Raw genomic sequence first — 17469 nt, 5'->3', positions numbered from 1 at the left:
GGGCTATGCGGGGCGCGGGGCCCGGCGGTCCGCGCGCTTCGCCAGCTCCTCCTCGGGCACGATGTCGAACATCGGCTTGCCCGGCGCGCACATCATCGTGACCGTGAACTTCAGCGGGATGTCGTCCCGGTTGTTGCCGTCCTGGTAGTGGATGAGGTCGCCGCCCGGCTCCCAGAATGCCTCACCGGCGCGGATCACCCGCTCCGGCTCCCCCTCCAGCTCCATCAGCATCTCGCCCTCGAGCACGAGCCCGAACGCCGGACCGGGGTGCTTGTGCGGCGGTGCGCCCCCGTCCCCGGCCGGGTACTCGATGACGACGGTCATGGCCTGCGCTCCCTCCGGGATGAACGGGGGCGTGACGTCCTGCAGCATCGTCAGCGCGGTCTTCCACGCCTCGGTACGCGGCCTTCCCATGGGTACCTCCTGGTATCTCCGATCATCAGTACTGACCGGCGAGGCACCCGCGATGTGACACCTCACCCCGGCCCGCGTACCTCCGGATGGGCTTCCGGGTGGTCGTCCCACCAGTCGCGGTAGCGCGGGTTGTTGTCGACGCTCGCCAGATACGCTCCCGCCGCCGCGTCGTACAGCGCGTCCGCGAACGGCGCCGACAGCCCCGACCGCAGCCACGCCAGCTTGATCCGCGCGGACAGCGGCTCGCCGGTCAGCGGACGCAGGGCGAGCCCGTCGCGCTCCCGCGCGGTGGGCTGGTACAGGCCGACCGCGCCGCCCGCGGCGATCATCCGCCGGTTGAGCTGCCAGTCGGAGAGCCGGTAGCGGAACACCGGGGTGAAGCCCGCGTCCGAGCAGGCGCGGGCGAACTGCTCCGGCCCGCCGTCGTCCTCGCACAGCATCGCCAGCCACTGCTCCCCGGCCAGGTCCGCCAGCGCGATCTCCTCCCGCGCGGCCAGCGGATGGGCGGCGGATATCCCCACGTACACCGGCTCACGGGCCACCAGCGTCCGTACCCGCGAGCCCTCGGGGAGCACCGCCTCCCGGTCGCCCATCTCCGCGTACAGGATCGCGTCGTAGCGCCCGTTGGTCAGCTGCCGCACCAGCGCGGTCAGCGACTCCACGTTCTCCACGGTCAGCTCCCGGCCGGCCACCCGCGGATCGGGCTTCGTCAGCATCGCGGCGAGCAGGGCGATGGACATGCACCCCAGCCGCAGCGGCCCCGCCGTCGGTACGGAGCGCACCCCGGCGGCCAGCTCCTCCATCTCGCCGAGCACCCGCCGCGCCCGGTCCAGCACGTACTCGCCGAGCGGTGTCGGCACCACGCCCGCCGGTCCGCGCTCGAACAGCTCACCGCCCGCGACCCGTTCGATGCGTCGCAGCTGCGCGGACAGCGCCGGCTGCGACACGCCCAGCAGCCGGGCCGCGCGGGCCAGTGATCCGGCGTCGGCGATCCGGCAGACAGCTTCCAGATGCCTCAACTCCAGCTGCATTTACGCAGCGTATAACCCTGGCGTTAGACCCGGTGGGATATCCCGGCGAGGCATGCGCATGCCGATACTTCCGTCTCGGAGGACCGCCCTTCCATCCCACCGCCGGGCGGTCCTCTTCCCCCACACCACCAAGGGAGTTGACGTGAAGTCCAGCAGGCTCACGGCGGTCGCGGCGGCCCTGGCTCTGACCGCCGCCGGTTTCGCCGTCGGCGGTACGACGGCCACGGCGGCCGGTCCACCGGCCCCGCCCGGCGCCGGAAAGGCCGCCGCCCTCGCCGCGGCCGACACGGCGGCGAGCAGCGGTCTCGACGAACTGCGCCACGGCCCCGACGAGACCATGGTGCGCACCAGGGTGACGCCCTGGGCGAACGGCCTCTACTACACGGCGTACGAGCGCACCTACCGCGGACTGCCCGTGGCCGGCGGCGGCGACGCCGTGGTGCTCTCCGACACCAAGGGCCGGGTCCGCGACGTCACCGGCAGCGCCGCGGCGCCGATCTCCGTCGGGACGCGGGCCTCGGTCGCCGCCGATGCGGCCGAGGCCACCGCCCGCCATCAGCTCGCCACCGTCGAGGAGGCCACCGCGCCCGAACTGACCGTGCTGCTCCAGGGCAAGAAGGCCCGCCTCGCCTGGCGCACCACGGTGACCGGCGCCCGCGCGAACGGCACCCCCGCCGCGCTGGAGACCTACGTCGACGCCCGCACCGGGGCCGTCGCCCAGTCCACGGACCAGGTCCACGACGCCACCGGCTACGGCTACCACAACGGCACCGTCGACATCGACACCTCCGGCTCCGGCTCCAGCTACTCCATGACCGACCCGGTCCGCACCGGACTGCGCTGCGGTACGAGCTCCACGGCGTTCACCGGACCGGACAACGTGTGGGGCAACAGCGGCGCCACGAACTACGAGACCGGCTGCGTGGACGTGATGTACGCGGCGCAGGGCGAGTACGACATGCTGAACTCGTGGTTCGGCTACAACGGCCAGAACGGGCGCGGCGGCATGGTCCGCTCCCAGGTCGGGCTGAACGACGTCAACGCCTACTACGACGGCTCCAAGACGTACTTCGGCCACAACCAGAACAGCACCGAGCTGCTCACCGCGATCGACGTGGTGGCCCACGAGTACGGCCACGAGGTCTTCGACAACACCCCGGGCAGCGCCGGCACGTCGAACGAGAACGGCGGCATGAACGAGTCGAGCGGCGACATATTCGGCGCGCTCACCGAGGCCTACCTCAACAACCCGAACGACCGGCCGGACTACACGGTCGGCGAGATGATGAACTTCCTCGGCAACAACCAGCCCATCCGCTGGATGTACAACCCGTCTCTGGCCGGCGACCCCAACTGCTACCCGCAGCTGAACTCGGGCACCGAGGTGCACGCGGCGGCCGGCCCGCAGAACCACTGGTTCTTCCTGCTCGCCGAGGGCAACGCCCCCACCAACGGCCAGCCCTCCAGCCCCATCTGCAGCGGCGGACCGTCGTCGATCACCGGGATCGGCGTCCAGAAGGCCGGCAAGATCTTCATGGGCGGTCTGCTGGCCAAGACCTCCAACTGGAACCACCTCCAGGCGCGGCGGGCCACCGTCGCCGCCGCGAAGAACACCTACGGGAGCGCGGAGTGCAACGCTGTCAAGGCCGCGTGGAACGGCATCGGCGTACCTGTCCAGTCCGGCGAGGCCGACTGCGGCGGCACCAACCCCGGCAATGACTTCTCCCTGAGCCTCAACCCGTCCGCCGGCTCGGTCCAGCCCGGCGCCTCCGCCCAGTCGACGGTCTCCACGGCCACGACGTCCGGCACCGCGCAGAGCGTCCAGCTGACGGCCTCCGGCGCGCCTGCCGGGGTCACGGTGAGCTTCTCCCCGGCGTCCGTCACCTCCGGCGGCTCCTCGACGATGACGGTCGCCGTGGCGGCCGGGACCGCGAACGGCAGCTATCCGATCACCGTGCGGGGCACCGGCAGCGCCGAGCACACCGTCACGTACAACCTGACGGTCGGCGGCGGCACACCGCCCACCGGCTGCGACAACCCCGAGTTCACCTACCAGGGCACGCTGAGCAGCGGCGGGCAGGCCGTTCAGCCCAACGGCTCGTACTACTACTCGACCGTCTCCGGCGTCCACCACGGCTGCCTGCGCGGTCCCGCGGGCACCGACTTCGACCTGTACCTGCAGAAGTGGAACGGGTCGACCTGGACCTCCGTCGCCTCCGGCACCACGCCCGAGGAGAACGAGGACGTCACCTACAACGGCACCGCCGGCTATTACCGCTACGTCGTCCACGCCTACGCCGGCTCCGGCACCTACACCCTGGGGGTGAACAACCCGTAAGACTCCCCGACAGGGCCGGGCACGGAGCCGCACCCTCCGTGCCCGGCCCAGGGGGTGTCGGGCAAATCCCCGCAGCGTCGCGACGCCCGGCACGCACGCTCGCGCCGCTCCTTCACCTGCGGGGATTTGCCCGACACCCCCTATCCGTACAACCGCTCCAGCACCAGAGCCACCCCGTCGTCCTCGTTGGCCGCCGTGTGCGACGGTACGGCCGCCAGCACCGCCGGATGGGCGTTGGCCACCGCGTACGCCGCGCCCGCCCAGCGCAGGAACGTCAGGTCGTTCGGCATGTCACCGAACGCCAGCACCCCCGACGGCGCGATCCCGGCCGCCTCGCACAGCGCCGCCAGCGTCCCCGCCTTCGTCACCCCCGGCGCGCTGATCTCCAGCAGCCCCCGCCCGCCCGAGTGCGTCACCTCCGCCAGCCCCGGGACGGCCGCGGCCGCCGCCGCGTGCATCACGTCCACGTCCAGCCGGGCCGACCACGCCAGCAGCTTCACGATCGGCGCCTCCCGCAGCCACAGCTGTGCCCGTCCCGGCACCACGACCTCCGACCCGCCGTCGCTCGACGACCGCCACGCGAACGCCGGCTCGCACCACACCCGCAGCCCGCTCTCCACGGCGAACGCGATCCCCGGCAGCGCCGTGTCCAGCGCGTCGGCCACCCGCCTCGCCGTCGGCGGCGCCAGCGCCCGGCTGTCGCGTACCGTACGGGACTCCAGGTCGTACACCAGCGCCCCGTTGCTGCACACCGCGAGCCCGGTGAGCCCCGTCGCCTCCGCGAGGGCGTCGACGTACCGCGGCGGGCGGGCCGTGACGACCACGATCCGGGTGCCGTGCGCGCGGGCGCGGCGCAGGGCGGCCAGGGTCCGGGGCGAGACCGAGCCGTCGCGGCGCAGCAGCGTGCCGTCCAGGTCGGTGGCGATGAGCGCGGGGAGCGGCATGGCGTCAGGCTAGTGGCGGTCACCTGTTCGGCGGTACGGGCCGGGCGCCCGGCCCCGGGGTGCGTGCATGGTGGAGCATGGCTTCCTCAACGAGCGGCCGCGCGAAACCCGGCTGGCGCCAACGGCTGACCCCGGGCCGGGTCGTCACCGCCGTGCTGGCGATCCTCGCGCTCGTCTTCGTCTTCCAGAACACCGACGAGACCCAGATCCACCTCATCGTCTCGGAGGTGTCGATGCCGCTGTGGCTGGCGCTGCTCGGCGTGGGCCTGATCGGGGTCCTGGTCGGCTGGATGGTGCGCGGCAGACGGCGTTACGAACCGAGATAGCGCGGCCCTGGCGCGTCCGGCCCGGATCAGTCCACGCACGCCGGCGCGGCACCCGACGCACCCGGTACTGCGGTTTCCCGCGGCTCTCCGCTGCGGCCGTCCGCAAACCACGCCGCCCGGTGGATTCCCTGCGGGCCCGGGCGCGGCGGAGACCGTGACCGGGACCCGTCGCCCGATCGGGGCCCAGCGTGCATAGTGAGCGGTATGACGGTCTTTTTCCGGCGCACCATACCCGTCCTGCGGATCTTCGATCTCGCCAAGGCCCTCGAGTTCTACGTGGACTACCTGGGGTGCAGCGTCGACTGGGAGCACCGGTTCGCCGAGGGGCTCCCGGTGTACCTCCAGGTCTCCCGCGGTGATCTGGTCCTCCACCTGTCGGAGCACTACGGCGACGCCACCCCGGGATCCGCGGTGTACGCCGAGGTCGACGGGGTGGGGGAGCTGCACGCGGAGCTGGGGGCGAAGCACTACCCGTACCTCAAGCCGGGGCTGGAGGAGGACGCCCGGATCGGGACGATCCTGGAGCTCACGGACCCCTTCGGCAACCGGATCCGGCTCGTTCAGCCGGACTTCGTAGACTCGGGCGATGTCTGACCCCACCTACCTCGCCCGCACCACCCGTACCGCGATCCGCTACAACCGGCGGGCGGACGAGGCCGAGTACCTGGCCCGCGTCCACGAGAGCCGCGAGCTGCACGACGGCTGGCTCTCCCTGCCCGCCACCCCGCAGGCCTTCGGCGCCCTGATCGACCGGCTGGAGGCGCCGGCGACGGAGGGGTTCCTGGTCTGCGAGACGGAGTCCGACGCGGTCGTCGGCTTCGTCAACGTCAACAACATCGTCCACGGGGCCTTCCAGTGCGGCGCCGTGGGCTACGGCGCCTTCGCCAACGGCGCCGGGCGCGGCCATATGACCGAGGGGCTGGGTCTGGTGATCCGGTACGCGTTCGGGCCGCTCGGGCTGCACCGGCTGGAGGCCAACATCCAGCCCGGCAACAAGGCGTCCCTCGCACTGGCGCGGCGCGCCGGGTTCCGGCAGGAGGGATTCTCGCCGGACTTCCTGTTCATCGACGGTGCCTGGCGCGACCACGAGCGCTGGGCGATCACCGCCGGTATGGTCCAGGACGGCTGACCGGGGCCTTTTCACCGGCCCCGCTCCGTGGTCAACTGACGCCGTGCCCACGACCATACGGCGTACGACGCTCACCCTGCCCGGAGCCTTGCTCGGCCCGGCGAACCCGCTGCCCGCCCTGCGCACCCTCGACGAACTCCACCACCTCGACGCCGCCGCCAAGCGGGACCTCCCGCCCGACATGGCCCGCCAGATCGGCTACGCGCCGCTGCGCGACACCCTCCCCGTCCGGCGCCTCGACGGCTACGGCCGCAGGCGCACGGCCACCGAGGCCGAGGCCCTGGTGCTGGAGAACGACCGGCTGCGCGCCACCGTCCTCCCCGGCCTCGGCGGCCGGCTGCGGTCCCTCTACCACAAGGGCCTCGACCGCGAGCTGCTGTACGTCAACCCCGTCCTGCAGTACGCCGACTTCGCCCTCGCCGGCGCCTGGTTCTCCGGCGGGGTGGAGTGGAACCTGGGCGCCACCGGCCACACCACCCTCACCTGCGCCCCGATGCACGCGGCGCGCGTCCCGGCGCCGGACGGCGGCGAGATGCTGCGCCTGTGGGAGTGGGAGCGGCTGCGCGACCTCCCGTACCAGGTCGACATGTGGCTGCCGGAGGACTCCGACTTCCTCTACGTCGGCGTACGGGTGCGCAATCCGCACGACGAGGTCAAGCCGGTGTACTGGTGGTCCAACATCGCGGTCCCCGAGAGCCCCGACACCCGTGTCCTCACCCCCGCCGACGAGGCCTGGCACTTCGGCTACGCCCGCACGCTGGACCGGGTGCCCGTCCCCTCGTACGACGGGACGGACGTCACGTACACCACGCGCAGCGAATACCCCGCCGACTACTTCTTCGAGCTGCCCGACGGCGAACGCCGCTGGATCACCGCGCTGGACGCCGACGGGCGGGGCCTCGTGCAGACGTCCACGGACGCGCTGCGCGGGCGCAAGCTGTTCCTGTGGGGGAACGGGCGCGGCGGCTCGCGCTGGCAGCGGTGGCTGAACGGCGGCACCGAGGGCCGCTATCTGGAGATCCAGGCCGGCCTCGCCCGCACCCAGCTCGAGCACATCCCCCTCGACCCCGGCGGCTCCTTCGCCTGGCTGGAGGCGTACGGGCCGCTCGCCGCGGACCCCGCCGCGGTGCACGGCGGCGACTGGGCGGCGGCGCGCGGGGCCGTCGCCGGGCGGCTGGAGGAGGCGCTGCCGCGGGCGGCGGTCGACGCGGCGTTCGCGGCGTGGCTGCCCTGCGCGGACGCCGAACCGAAGGAGTCCCTGGCCACCGGCTCCGGCTGGGGGGCGCTGGAGGTGGAGCGGGCGGGATTCGCGCTGCCCGGCACGCCGTTCGACCCCGCGACGCTGGGGGCGGAGCAGGCGCCGTGGTCCGAGCTGCTGCGTACGGGCGCCTTCCCCGACGATCCGCAGGCGCACACCCCCAGGCCGACGCTGGTGTCGCGGCCGTGGCGGCAGCTGCTGGAGGGCGCGGTGCCGTCGCCCGACGCCGACTACCACCTGGGGGTCGCGCAGTGGCACGCCGGTGACGTCTCGCAGGCGGTGCGCAGCTGGCAGCGGGCCGCGGGCGGTGACGGCGAGGCGCCGTGGACGCTGCGGTGCCTGGCCGTTGCGGAGGCCGGGGCGGGGGAGGCGGCGCGGGCGGCGGACTACTACCGGCGGGCGTTCGACGAGGCCGTGGACCGGTGCTGGGACCTTACGTACTGGAAGCACTTCCTCACCGCGCTCGCCCGCGAGGCCGTCCCCGCGCTGCTGGCCGCCGGGCAGGCGGACGAGGCGGCCCGGGTGCTGGACCGGCTGCGCCCCTCGGTGCTGGAACGCGGCCGCTTCCGGCTGCTGCGCGCCCAGGTGCTCCTCGCCCAGGGCGACGTGCCTGCCGCGCGGGCGGTGTTCGACGCCGGGTTCGAGGTCGCCGATCTGCGGGAGGGCGCCTGGATTCTCGGCGAACTCTGGGACGAGATCGCCGTACGGCTCGTGGCGGGCGACGGTCCCGTGACGGACGAGGTGCGTGAGCGGGCCCGTACGGAGCATCCGCTGCCGGAGCGCTACGACTTCCGGATGCGTCCGGAGGCGTGATCGCCGGGGCCGGGGACACGTCCCCGGCCCCGCGTACTCACACCCGGCAGAGGATCTCCCCGTGCAGGACGCTGAACCAGCCGTCCTCCGCGGCCCCCCACTCGCGCCACGCCGCCGCGATCCGCTCCAGCGACGCCGCCGTGGCGTGCCCGCCGTCCACGGCCAGCGCGGCGTACGAGGAACCGGTCGTACGGTCCGCCCACAGCCCGCTCCACCAGGCGCGCTCCTCCGGTGAGGCGAAGCACCACACCGACCCGCCCGCGGTGACGTCCGTGAAGCCCGCCGCGTGCGCCCAGCTCAGCAGCCGCCGCCCGGCGTCCGGCTCGCCGCCGCCGGCCCGCGCCACCCGCTGGTACAGCGCCAGCCAGCCGTCCAGCTCCGGCACCTGCGGGAACCACGTCATCGCCGCGTAGTCCGAGTCCCGGGCGGCGACCACCCCGCCCGGCCGGCACACCCGGCGCATCTCGGCCAGCGCCCGCACCGGATCGCCGACGTGCTGGAGCACCTGATGGGCGTGCACGATGTCGAAGGAGTCGTCGGGGAAGTCCAGCCGCTCCACGTCCGCCGCCGCGAAGGTCACGTTCGCCGACCCGCGCGCCGCGGCCTCCTCGCGCGCGTCCGCCAGCACGCCTTCCGACGTGTCGACGCCGGTGACCCGGCCGGGGGCGACCAGGGCGGCGAGATCGGCCGTGATGGTGCCGGGGCCGCAGCCGACGTCCAGGACGTCCAGCCCCGGACGGAGCTCGCCCAGCAGATAGGCGGCGGAGTTCTCGGCGGTGCGCCAGCGGTGCGAGCGCAGGACGGATTCGTGGTGCCCGTGTGTGTAGGTGACCATGCGTCGACCTTAGCCACATTCTCGTATACCGAGAAGATTTGTCTTGGGATACGAGACGGTAGACCGTCTGGAATAGCCGCCGCCCGCCGGGTACCCGATCCTGGCCCCAGGACCGCTGAGCAGAGAGGACGCTGCCATGCCAGAGGCCACCGATCGTGAGACGGACACCCGTGTCCATGGCGTCGCACCGCACGAGCTGCCGGAGCACCAGCTGATCCGGGAGCTGGAGACCATCCACCGGACCCGCCACGACACCCTGCTGCACGGCTCCCCGGCGTCCCTCGCCGCGCACAACACCCGCATGGCCGAACTCGAGGGCGAGTATCTGCGCCGCCACCCCGAACGCATGGTGGCCCCGGGCCGCACCCGCGACGGGGCCCGCGACCGTACGTAGGAGGGCATGACCCCAGGTCACCGGGCCGCTCATCGGACCCCGCGATCTGCCAGGGTGGATCCAGGGCCCTGCTCCCGGGGCCCTGACCCCCGAGCAGCCGGAGGCGCGCATGGACCGGGCCGTCGCCACCGACACCGCGCTGCCGGTGCTCCCCGAGCTCGCGGCCGCCCTGTCCACCGCCGCCGACCGCGCCGCCGAGCCCCCCGGCGGCGGCATCCGGCTGCGCACCGCCGCCGCCGGCTACTGGCACCGCCGCGGCCTGCGCACCAGCCCCGCCCACGTCGCCGCCGCCCCCGGCCCCCGGCTGCTGCTCCTCGCGCTGATCTCCGCCACCGGCGGCGACGTGCTGATGCCCCGCCCCGCCGCCGACTGGTACGCCGCCCAGGCCCGCCTGCTGCGCCGCCCCGTGTACGGCGTCCCCGCGCAGGCGGAGAGCGGCGGCGCCCCCGACCCCGTGGCGCTGCAGGAGACCCTCGCCCGGACCCGCGCCGAGGGCGGCGACCCGCGCCTCCTCGTCCTGTCCGTCGCCGACGAGGCCACCGGGACGGTGCCGCCGCCGGACATCCTGTACGAGGTGTGCGAGGTCGCCGCCGGGGCGGGGGTGCTGGTCGTCAGCGACGAGTCGTACCGCGACACCGGCCACGACCCGCACGGCACCCTGCCCGTCTCCCCGGCGGAGATCCTGCACGGCCAGGCCGTGGCGCTGGCCGGCCTCGGCGCCTGCCTGCTGCCGCCCGCCTGGCCCGCGGCGATCGCCCGCTTCCCGGCCGGCCCCGACGGCACCGAACTGCACCGGTCCACCGTGGCGATCCTCGACGCCGTGGGCGCGCGCCTCCCCCCGCCGGTCGCCGCGGCGGCGGAGCTGGCGCTGACGGAGCCCCCCGCCGTCACCGCCCGGCGGGCCGCGGCGTCCCGGCTGCACGCGGAGCTCGCCTCGGCGGCCGTGCGGGTGCTGACCGGGGCGGGGGCGGTGTGCCGGCCGCCGCGGACCGGGGCCTGCGTCTACGCCGACTTCGACGAGATGCGGGCGCGGCTCGCGGACCACGGCGTGGTCGACAGCGTGGAGCTGGAGACGTGGCTGGCCGGGCGGCTGGGCCGGGGCTGCGTGCTGGGCGGACACCGCTTCGGCGATCCGCTCCACGCCCTGCGCGTGCGCTTCGCCCTCGGCCCCCTCGCCGGGGCGTCCGCGGGGGAGCGCGGGGTGGCGCTGGCGGCGCCGGATCCGCTGGCGCTGCCGCAGGTGACGCGGGCGGTGTCCGCGTTCGGGGGAGTGATCGCCGAGCTGACGGGAGGTACGCGATGACGGACACGGACACCCCCACCCACCAGTCCCCGGACGGCGGGACCGGCCGGCGTCCCGGACTCCGGTTCCGGTCGGGCCGCCCCAGCCTCCCGGCCCCCGACACCCCCGCCGCGGCGCCGCGCCCGCTGGGCGAGATCCGGCTGTGGCCGAACGACTTCACCGCCCGGCTGACCGCCCCCCTCCCCGGCGTCGCGATGCTCGCCCGGATGGCCAGGGAAGGAGCTCTGCGCCCCCGGGCCGAAGCCCTCCTCGACATCCCCCGGATCCCCTTCGAACCGGGCGACCTGCCCGTCGCCGACGCCACCACCACCGCCGTCACCTGGGCCGGCCACGCCAGCTGGGTGATCCGCATCGGCGGCCTCACGGTGCTCACCGACCCCGTCTGGTCCCGCAAGATCCTCGGCACCCCGGCCAGGATCACCCCCGTCGGCGTCCGCTGGGAGGACCTCCCGCCCGTCGACGCCGTGGTGATCTCGCACAACCACTACGACCACCTCGACGCCCCCACCCTGAAGCGGCTGCCCCGCGACACCGCCCTGTTCGTCCCCGCCGGCCTGGCCCGCTGGTGCCGCCGCCGGGGCTTCACCAGGGTCACCGAGCTGGACTGGTGGGAGGCCGCCGAGCTGACCGGCCCCGGCGGCAACACCGTCCGCTTCGACTTCGTCCCCGCCCACCACTGGAGCAAGCGCACCCTGTTCGACACCTGCCGCAGCCTGTGGGGCGGCTGGGTCCTCACCGACCGGCTCGACCGGCGGGTCTACTTCGCCGGCGACACGGGCTACGGCCACTGGTTCGAACGCATCGGCGCCCACTACCCCGGCATCGACCTGGCGCTGCTGCCGATCGGCGCGTACGACCCGCGCTGGATGCTGGGCCCCGTCCACACCGATCCGGAGGAGGCGGTCCGGGCCTTCCGGGACCTGGGGGCGAGCCGCATGGCGCCGATGCACTGGGGGACGTTCCTGCTCTCCGCCGAGTCCCCGCTGGAGCCCCGCACCCGGCTGCACGCGGCCTGGCGGACGGCGGGGCTGCCGGCGGACGCCCTGTGGGATCTGCCCGTGGGGGGCTCGCGGGTGCTGTTCTAGCCCCTGCTCTCCGTCGCTGCCCCCGACCGGACCCGGCGCCACAGCCACGGCGCCGCGCTGATCAGCAGCGTCAGGCCCACCGCCGCGGCCACGCCCTGCCAGGGCTCCGGGAAGAGGGAGCCGCCCGCGATGCCGATCAGCTGGTACGTACCGGCCCAGGCCAGGCACGCGGGGGCGTTGCCCCGTACGAACGAGCGCAGGGGCAGCCGGGCCAGCAGACAGGCGACCATCACCGGGATCCGTCCAGCCGGCATCAGCCGGGACAGGATCAGCACGGTCACCCCGTGATGCTCCAGCTTGTCCCGCGCCGACGCGATCTGCTCCGGCGCGGCCCGCTCGGTCAGCCGGTCCAGCCAGCGGGAGCCGCCCCGGCTGCGGGTGCCGCGCAGGCCGAGCCAGTACAGGAACGTGTCGCCGAGGAACGCCGCCAGCGAGGCCACCAGGAACACGAACAGCAGGGAGTACGCGGCCTTCTGGTGGAAGGCGACCACCGCCGCCGAGCTCACGACCGCCCCCGTCGGGATCACCGGGACCAGCGACCCCAGCAGCACGAGCAGGAACAGCGACGGATAGCCGGCCGCCTGCTGCGTGGACTCCGGCGGCACGGCGGGAGCCGCGTCCGCGAGCCGGTGCAGTTCGCGCAGCGCGCGTTCCCTCACCGGGCGCCCTCCAGCCGTACGGACTGCCCGTGCCCCAGGGTGTGCACGGCGGTCCCCGGCGCGGCGGCCTTCGCCAGCCGGGCGAACTCCTCGCCGGGGGCGTGGAACTCGTGCGGGCGGACGCTGTCCATGCCGATGGGCCAGTACGTCCCGTAATGCACGGGCACGGCGGCTCCCGGGGCCAGCTTCCGCAGGGCCTGGGCGGCCTTGGCGGCGTCGAGGTGCTCGGCGCCCAGGCGGGGGCCCCAGCCGCCGACGGGGAGGAGGGCGAGGTCGCAGGCGCCGACCTCCTCGGCCATGGTGTCAAAGAGCCCGGTGTCACCGGCGAAGTAGGTCGTCGCCTCGCCCTCGAGGACGAACCCCAGCGCCTGGATACGGTGCGGCCCGTAGGGCCAGCGGCGCCCGTCGTGCTTCGCGCTCACCGCGCGGACGGTGACGTCCTTGACGCGGATCTCCTCGCCGGGGCCGAGTTCGGTGAGCCCGAGGTGCCTCAGCCGCCTGAGGCCCGGGACGGCGTCGGTCGCGCCGCGGGGGAGGACGAGGACGGTGCCCGGGGCGAGGCGGGCGAGGCTGGGGAGGTGGAGGTGGTCGGCGTGCAGATGGGAGACGACGGCGACGTCCGCGCGGGCCGCGTCGGCGGGGGGCGGGGCGCCCCGCCTGCGGTGCAGATGCATCAGGCGCCGCGCGAACAGGGGGTCGGTCAGGACCCGCGTCGCGGAGTCCTGGACGGTCGCGGTGGCGTGCCCCCACCACGTAACCTCAACGCCCACACCATCTCCTTCCCTCACCCCGAGGCTACGCGACCGGGGCCCGGGCCCCGGCGTCCGGAGAATGCGCGCTGTGGAAGGGTGTACGGCAAGGAGGTGAGCCCGCGGTATGGCGGAGCCACACAGGTCCCGGGTCAGGGTTCTCGGCGGCGCGGTCCTCAGGGTCGCGGCCGTCTGGGCGGCGTCCACCGTCACGATGCTGGTCCTGGCCGGCATCCTGCCCGACTTCCGGCTGCAGTCCGAGGACGGGAAGACGGCCACCGGGATCGCCGTCACCGCGGCGATCGGCGCCGCGGCCTTCGGGCTGCTCAGCGCTCTCGTCTGGCCCGCCCTCGTGCGAGCCCTCCTCCTCGTCCCCGCCTTCGTCCTCGGCCTCCTGGTCTTCTTCCTCAACGGCTCCCTCCTCTGGCTGGCCCTCAGCCTCATCCCCGCCGAGCGCGGCGGCGACGTCAACCCGGAGACCGCCGTCGTCGTGGCCGCCGTGATGTCCGCCGCGTCCTCGGCGACCAGCACCGCCCTGGCCGTACGGGACGACGGCGCGTACCGCCGGAGGCTGGCCCGGCTGGCAGGCCGCCGGGGGATCGCCGAATGCGGACCCGACCCCGAGCCCGGCACGGTGTTCATCCAGCTCGACGGCCTCGGCCACGACGTCCTGCACAGCGCCCTGACCCGCGACCCCCCGCTGATGGAGACCGTCGCGCGGTGGTACCGCGACGGCACCCACGAGCTGGCCCCGTGGCGCACCGACTGGTCGAGCCAGACCGGCGCCAGCCAGCTCGGCATCCTGCACGGCTCCAACCACGACGTCCCCGCGTTCCGCTGGTACGAGAAGCACACCGGCCAGCTGATGGTGTGCAACCGCCCCGCCAGCGCCGCCCAGCTCGAACAGCGCGCCGCCGAGCGCACCGGCGACCCCGGGCTGCTGGCCGGCGAGGGCGGCGCCAGCCGCGGCAACCTCTTCACCGGCGGCGCCGACCAGCTCGCCCTGGTCCTCTCCGTCGCCGGCGTCAACGGACGGCACGGCCGCAGCCGCAGCCGCGCCGGCTACTTCGCGTACTTCGCCGACCCCGCGAACGCCAGCCGCACCTTCGCCTCCTTCGTCGCCGAGGTGTTCCGCGAGCTCGGCCAGTCCACCGCCTCCCGGCTGCGCCGCGACAGCCCGCGGATGCGCCGCGGCGGCCTGTACCCGTTCATCCGCGCGTTCGCGACAGTCGTCGAACGCGACGTCGTCACCGCCGCCGTGATGGGCGACATGCTGGTCGGCCGCCGCGCGATCTACGCCGACCTCGTCGCGTACGACGAGGTCGCCCACTACGCGGGCCCCTGGCACCGCGACACCCACCAGGTGCTGCGCCGCCTCGACCGCTCCATCCGGCTGATCGCCAAGGCCGCCCGCCACGCCCCGCGCGAGTACCGCATCGTGCTGCTCTCCGACCACGGCCAGAGCGAGGGCCCCAGCTTCGCCGCCGCCTACGGCATCTCGCTGCAGGACCTGGTCCGCGCCGGCTGCGGCCTGCCCGTCTCCCGCAGGGCCCACCGCAGGCTCCGGCACGACGAGGCGCTGAGCGCCCTGCACGCGGCGCTGCACCGCAGCCCGGACCCGGAGGCCGACGTGGCCGCCGCCGGGCCCGTCGTCCTGGGGTCGGGGAATCTGGGCCTGATCTCCTTCCCGGACATCGAGGGCCGCGCCACCCGCGAGGACATCGAGGCCCGCCACCCGGCGCTGCTGCGCACGCTGGCCGAGCACCAGGGCGTGGGGTTCGTGCTGGTGCACAGCGCCGAGTACGGGCCGGTGGTGCTGGGCGCCCAGGGCTCCGAGCACCATCTCGACACGGGCAAGGTGATCGGCGACGACCCGCTGGCCGGTTTCGGCGCGGGCGCGGCGCAGGCGGTGGCCCGTACGGCGGCCTTCGGCAACGTCCCGGACGTGATGGTGAACTCGGCGTACCACCCGGTGACCGGCCAGGTGCACGCCTTTGAAGACCAGATCGGCTCGCACGGCGGGATGGGCGGCGCCCAGAGCCGCGCCTTCCTGCTCTGGCCCGCCGAACTCGGCCCGCCTGCCGAGGAGTTGACCGGCGCGGAGCGGGTGCACCGGGTGCTGCGCGGCTGGCTCGCGGCGCCGGACGAGAGCAGGCGGTCCGCCCGGGCCGGCTGAGGGCGGAGGCCGACCGTCCGTCACCGGACGATTCCCCATTGACACCGGTACGGCTCCCGGCGGAAGGTTGGCCGCGGGGAGGACAGGGGGGACGTCGCCCGGGTGTTGATTCCCGGCGGCCGCAGCACCCGCTCCCGCATCGGTGAGGGGACGGAACCGGACCTTCCCTCACGTCGCAGCCGCACGTCGGGGGTGGAGTCCATGTCCGGAGACCAGCAGTTCGGCCCAGCACCGGAGGGTTTCGGTCCGCCGCCGGACCCCGCGCAGGGCCCACCCCAGGGTCCCCCGCCGGTCCCGCCGCAGGGCCCGCCCCCGGGACCCCCGCCGGGTCCGCCGCCCGCCGGGTACCAGCCGACGCAGGGCGCCTGGCAGCAGCCCGAGCAGCTCCAGTCACCCGTCCAGGGCGCCTGGCAGTTCCCCGGCGCGCAGCCCGCCTGGCAGCCGCCCGCGCCCCCGCCGCCTCCCGGCAGCCCCGGGAACGCCGCCGCCGTGGCCCTGCTCAACCTCAGCGGCCTGGGCCTGGGATACCTCTCGCTGCGCCGCTGGGCGGAGACCCTGGTCTGCTGGGCCGCGACGATCGCCCTGGCGCTCACCGCGTTCCCCGCGAAGGCCGAGCGGATCAGCGGCGCACTCGTCTCCGGCTACGGCGTGCTGGTGCTCCTGGCCGCCGCCGACGGCTACCGGCGCGGGCTGAAGGTCCGCGGCCGGCTGCCCGCGCAGCCCGCGGTGGCCATCGGGATCGCCGTCGCGCTGCTGGTCGTACCGGTCGGCGGGGCCGTGGCGTACGACCGGGCGCAGCACGAGGCGTCCGAGCAGGCGCTGCTCGACCGGCTCGAGGCGGCCGACGCGCTGGTGAAGACCGCCTCGGCGAAGGACTTCGCGGCCGGTGAGACGGAGTACGGCCGGGCGCTGGACATCTACGAGGACCTCGGCGAGAACCACGCCGGCAGCAAGGCCGCCGCGAAGGTCCCCGACCGCGTCGACGCCTACTACGAGGCCGTGTCCGCCCCGTACAAGGAGAAGAAGCACTGCGACGCGGTCGAGCCGCTGAAGCATCTGCGCACGGTCCCCGAGAAGCTGGACGCGGACCTCCTCGGCAAGCGGAAGGCGTGGGCCGACGGGCCGCTGGCGACGTCGCTGCTGGAGTGCGGCCGGGGCAAGCTGGGCACCGAGGACACCCCGGAGCTCGCCGAACTCCTCGAGGACTTCCCGGACTCCGAGCAGGCCGGCCAGGTCGCCCCCGCGCTGACCGCCGCGGTCGACGAGCGGACGAAGGCGCTCGGCGGCGCCGAGCCCTGCTCGGCCACCGACCAGCTGCGCAAGCTCGGCGAGACGGCGAAGGCGCTGCCGGGCGACGTCAGCGTCGACGTGGCGCGTCCGGTGCAGGACGGGGTGTACGCGTGCGGCCTCGACCAGTTCCGGGACAAGCAGTTCAAGGAGGCGCACGAGACGCTCACGAAGTTCGCCGCGGACTACAGGAAGAGCGGCAAGCGCGCCCGCGCCAAGCAGATCGCGATCGCCGCGGAGATCGCCGAGGACCGTCCCGCGGCCGGCAAGTCGCTGCCGCGCGAGTCGGCGCCGGGCGGCGGCAGGATGTCGCTGCAGATCACCAACGGCGGCCCGGGAGCGGTGACGGTGCTGTACACGGGCCCGGTGACGGGGTCGCTCACCATCAAGGGCTGCGGCGGCTGCAAGACGTTCGCGAACGACTCCGCGGGCCGTTCCGGTGCCTGCAAGGCGGGCGGTGTGTCGGAGCCGAAGTCGACGCTGCATCTGCCGGCCGGTGAGTACCACTTCCTGTACAAGCGCTCGGACGCGGAGACCGACCCGGTCGCCAACCACAGCTCCGGCGCGTCCATCACGCCCGGCTACACGTACACGGACTGTCTGTACGTCGTCTCCAGCGGCCTGCCCGGCTTCGGCGGCGGCACGGAGACCTGAGCCGCCGGGCGGACATGACGACGCGGCGGTCGCACCAGGAGCCACAGGTGCGACCGCCGCGCCGGACGGGGGCG

16 protein-coding genes are annotated in these 17469 nt (G+C 74.3%); 10 read left to right on the top strand and 6 right to left on the bottom strand.

Translation table 11 applies throughout. The annotated features are described in order from the left end of the window. Window positions 1–3 precede the first annotated feature (3 nt). The gene (locus SRB5_RS13455; RefSeq protein WP_153452166.1) at window positions 4–414 is read right to left on the bottom strand and encodes a cupin domain-containing protein; all 411 of its coding nucleotides are present in this window, start codon (window positions 412–414) and stop codon (window positions 4–6) included. Between the two features lie 62 nt (window positions 415–476). Then, window positions 477–1445: a LysR family transcriptional regulator gene (locus SRB5_RS13450; RefSeq protein WP_153452165.1), complete on the bottom strand. Its 969-nt coding sequence runs from the start codon at window positions 1443–1445 to the stop codon at window positions 477–479. Between the two features lie 142 nt (window positions 1446–1587). Here SRB5_RS13450 and SRB5_RS13445 point away from each other — a divergent pair, with 142 nt between their 5' ends. Further along, entirely contained in the window at window positions 1588–3783 is a 2196-nt protein-coding gene (locus SRB5_RS13445) for a M4 family metallopeptidase (protein ID WP_323377865.1), read from the top strand. A gap of 140 nt (window positions 3784–3923) precedes the next feature. On the opposite strand, the gene SRB5_RS13440 is transcribed toward SRB5_RS13445, so the two are convergent. Beyond that, a complete protein-coding gene (locus tag SRB5_RS13440) occupies window positions 3924–4727 on the bottom strand; it encodes an HAD family hydrolase (protein ID WP_153452164.1) in 804 nt (267 codons plus the stop codon). 77 nt (window positions 4728–4804) lie between these two features. On the opposite strand from SRB5_RS13440, the gene SRB5_RS13435 reads away from it, so the two are divergent. From SRB5_RS13435 to SRB5_RS13420, 4 genes are all read left to right on the top strand, one after another. Further along, a complete protein-coding gene (locus tag SRB5_RS13435) occupies window positions 4805–5053 on the top strand; it encodes a lipopolysaccharide assembly protein LapA domain-containing protein (protein ID WP_153452163.1) in 249 nt (82 codons plus the stop codon). A 204-nt stretch (window positions 5054–5257) separates the two neighbouring features. Further along, window positions 5258–5647: a glyoxalase superfamily protein gene (locus tag SRB5_RS13430; protein ID WP_153452162.1), complete on the top strand. Its 390-nt coding sequence runs from the start codon at window positions 5258–5260 to the stop codon at window positions 5645–5647. After that, a complete protein-coding gene (locus SRB5_RS13425; RefSeq protein WP_153452161.1) occupies window positions 5640–6182 on the top strand; it encodes a GNAT family N-acetyltransferase in 543 nt (180 codons plus the stop codon). Before SRB5_RS13430 ends, SRB5_RS13425 begins: the two co-directional genes overlap by 8 nt. A gap of 43 nt (window positions 6183–6225) precedes the next feature. Continuing rightward, window positions 6226–8253, top strand: coding sequence for a DUF5107 domain-containing protein (locus SRB5_RS13420; RefSeq protein ID WP_323377864.1), 2028 nt, complete (start codon window positions 6226–6228; stop codon window positions 8251–8253). 37 nt (window positions 8254–8290) lie between these two features. Here SRB5_RS13420 and SRB5_RS13415 read toward each other — a convergent pair whose 3' ends face one another. Beyond that, the gene (locus SRB5_RS13415) at window positions 8291–9088 is read right to left on the bottom strand and encodes a methyltransferase domain-containing protein (RefSeq protein WP_153452160.1); all 798 of its coding nucleotides are present in this window, start codon (window positions 9086–9088) and stop codon (window positions 8291–8293) included. A gap of 136 nt (window positions 9089–9224) precedes the next feature. Here SRB5_RS13415 and SRB5_RS13410 point away from each other — a divergent pair, with 136 nt between their 5' ends. From SRB5_RS13410 to SRB5_RS13400, 3 genes are all read left to right on the top strand, one after another. Next, on the top strand, window positions 9225–9482 hold the full coding sequence (locus SRB5_RS13410) for a DUF6158 family protein (RefSeq protein ID WP_194292920.1): 258 nt from the start codon (window positions 9225–9227) through the stop codon (window positions 9480–9482). A 109-nt stretch (window positions 9483–9591) separates the two neighbouring features. After that, the gene (locus tag SRB5_RS13405) at window positions 9592–10785 is read left to right on the top strand and encodes an aminotransferase class I/II-fold pyridoxal phosphate-dependent enzyme (protein ID WP_153452159.1); all 1194 of its coding nucleotides are present in this window, start codon (window positions 9592–9594) and stop codon (window positions 10783–10785) included. Beyond that, the gene (locus SRB5_RS13400; RefSeq protein WP_153452158.1) at window positions 10782–11870 is read left to right on the top strand and encodes an MBL fold metallo-hydrolase; all 1089 of its coding nucleotides are present in this window, start codon (window positions 10782–10784) and stop codon (window positions 11868–11870) included. Before SRB5_RS13405 ends, SRB5_RS13400 begins: the two co-directional genes overlap by 4 nt. Here the strand turns inward: SRB5_RS13400 and SRB5_RS13395 are convergent. Next, window positions 11867–12529, bottom strand: a complete 663-nt coding sequence (locus SRB5_RS13395; protein ID WP_407703914.1) for a DedA family protein — start codon at window positions 12527–12529, stop codon at window positions 11867–11869. The two genes, SRB5_RS13400 and SRB5_RS13395, sit on opposite strands and share 4 nt — an antisense overlap. Next, window positions 12526–13299 (bottom strand): MBL fold metallo-hydrolase, encoded by a 774-nt coding sequence (locus SRB5_RS13390; RefSeq protein ID WP_323377863.1) that lies wholly within the window; start codon window positions 13297–13299, stop codon window positions 12526–12528. Before SRB5_RS13390 ends, SRB5_RS13395 begins: the two co-directional genes overlap by 4 nt. 106 nt (window positions 13300–13405) lie before the next feature. Here SRB5_RS13390 and SRB5_RS13385 point away from each other — a divergent pair, with 106 nt between their 5' ends. Both SRB5_RS13385 and SRB5_RS13380 read left to right on the top strand, forming a co-directional pair. Then, a complete protein-coding gene (locus SRB5_RS13385; RefSeq protein ID WP_153452156.1) occupies window positions 13406–15454 on the top strand; it encodes a phage holin family protein in 2049 nt (682 codons plus the stop codon). A 201-nt stretch (window positions 15455–15655) separates the two neighbouring features. Beyond that, on the top strand, window positions 15656–17395 hold the full coding sequence (locus tag SRB5_RS13380) for a hypothetical protein (RefSeq protein ID WP_194292919.1): 1740 nt from the start codon (window positions 15656–15658) through the stop codon (window positions 17393–17395). Window positions 17396–17469 lie beyond the last annotated feature (74 nt).

The sequence above is a fragment of the Streptomyces smaragdinus genome, assembly GCF_009604385.1.
Taxonomy (GTDB): Bacteria; Actinomycetota; Actinomycetes; order Streptomycetales; family Streptomycetaceae; genus Streptomyces; species Streptomyces smaragdinus.
Note: the sequence above shows the minus strand (reverse complement) of the source record. Positions and strands in the feature narration are given on the sequence as shown.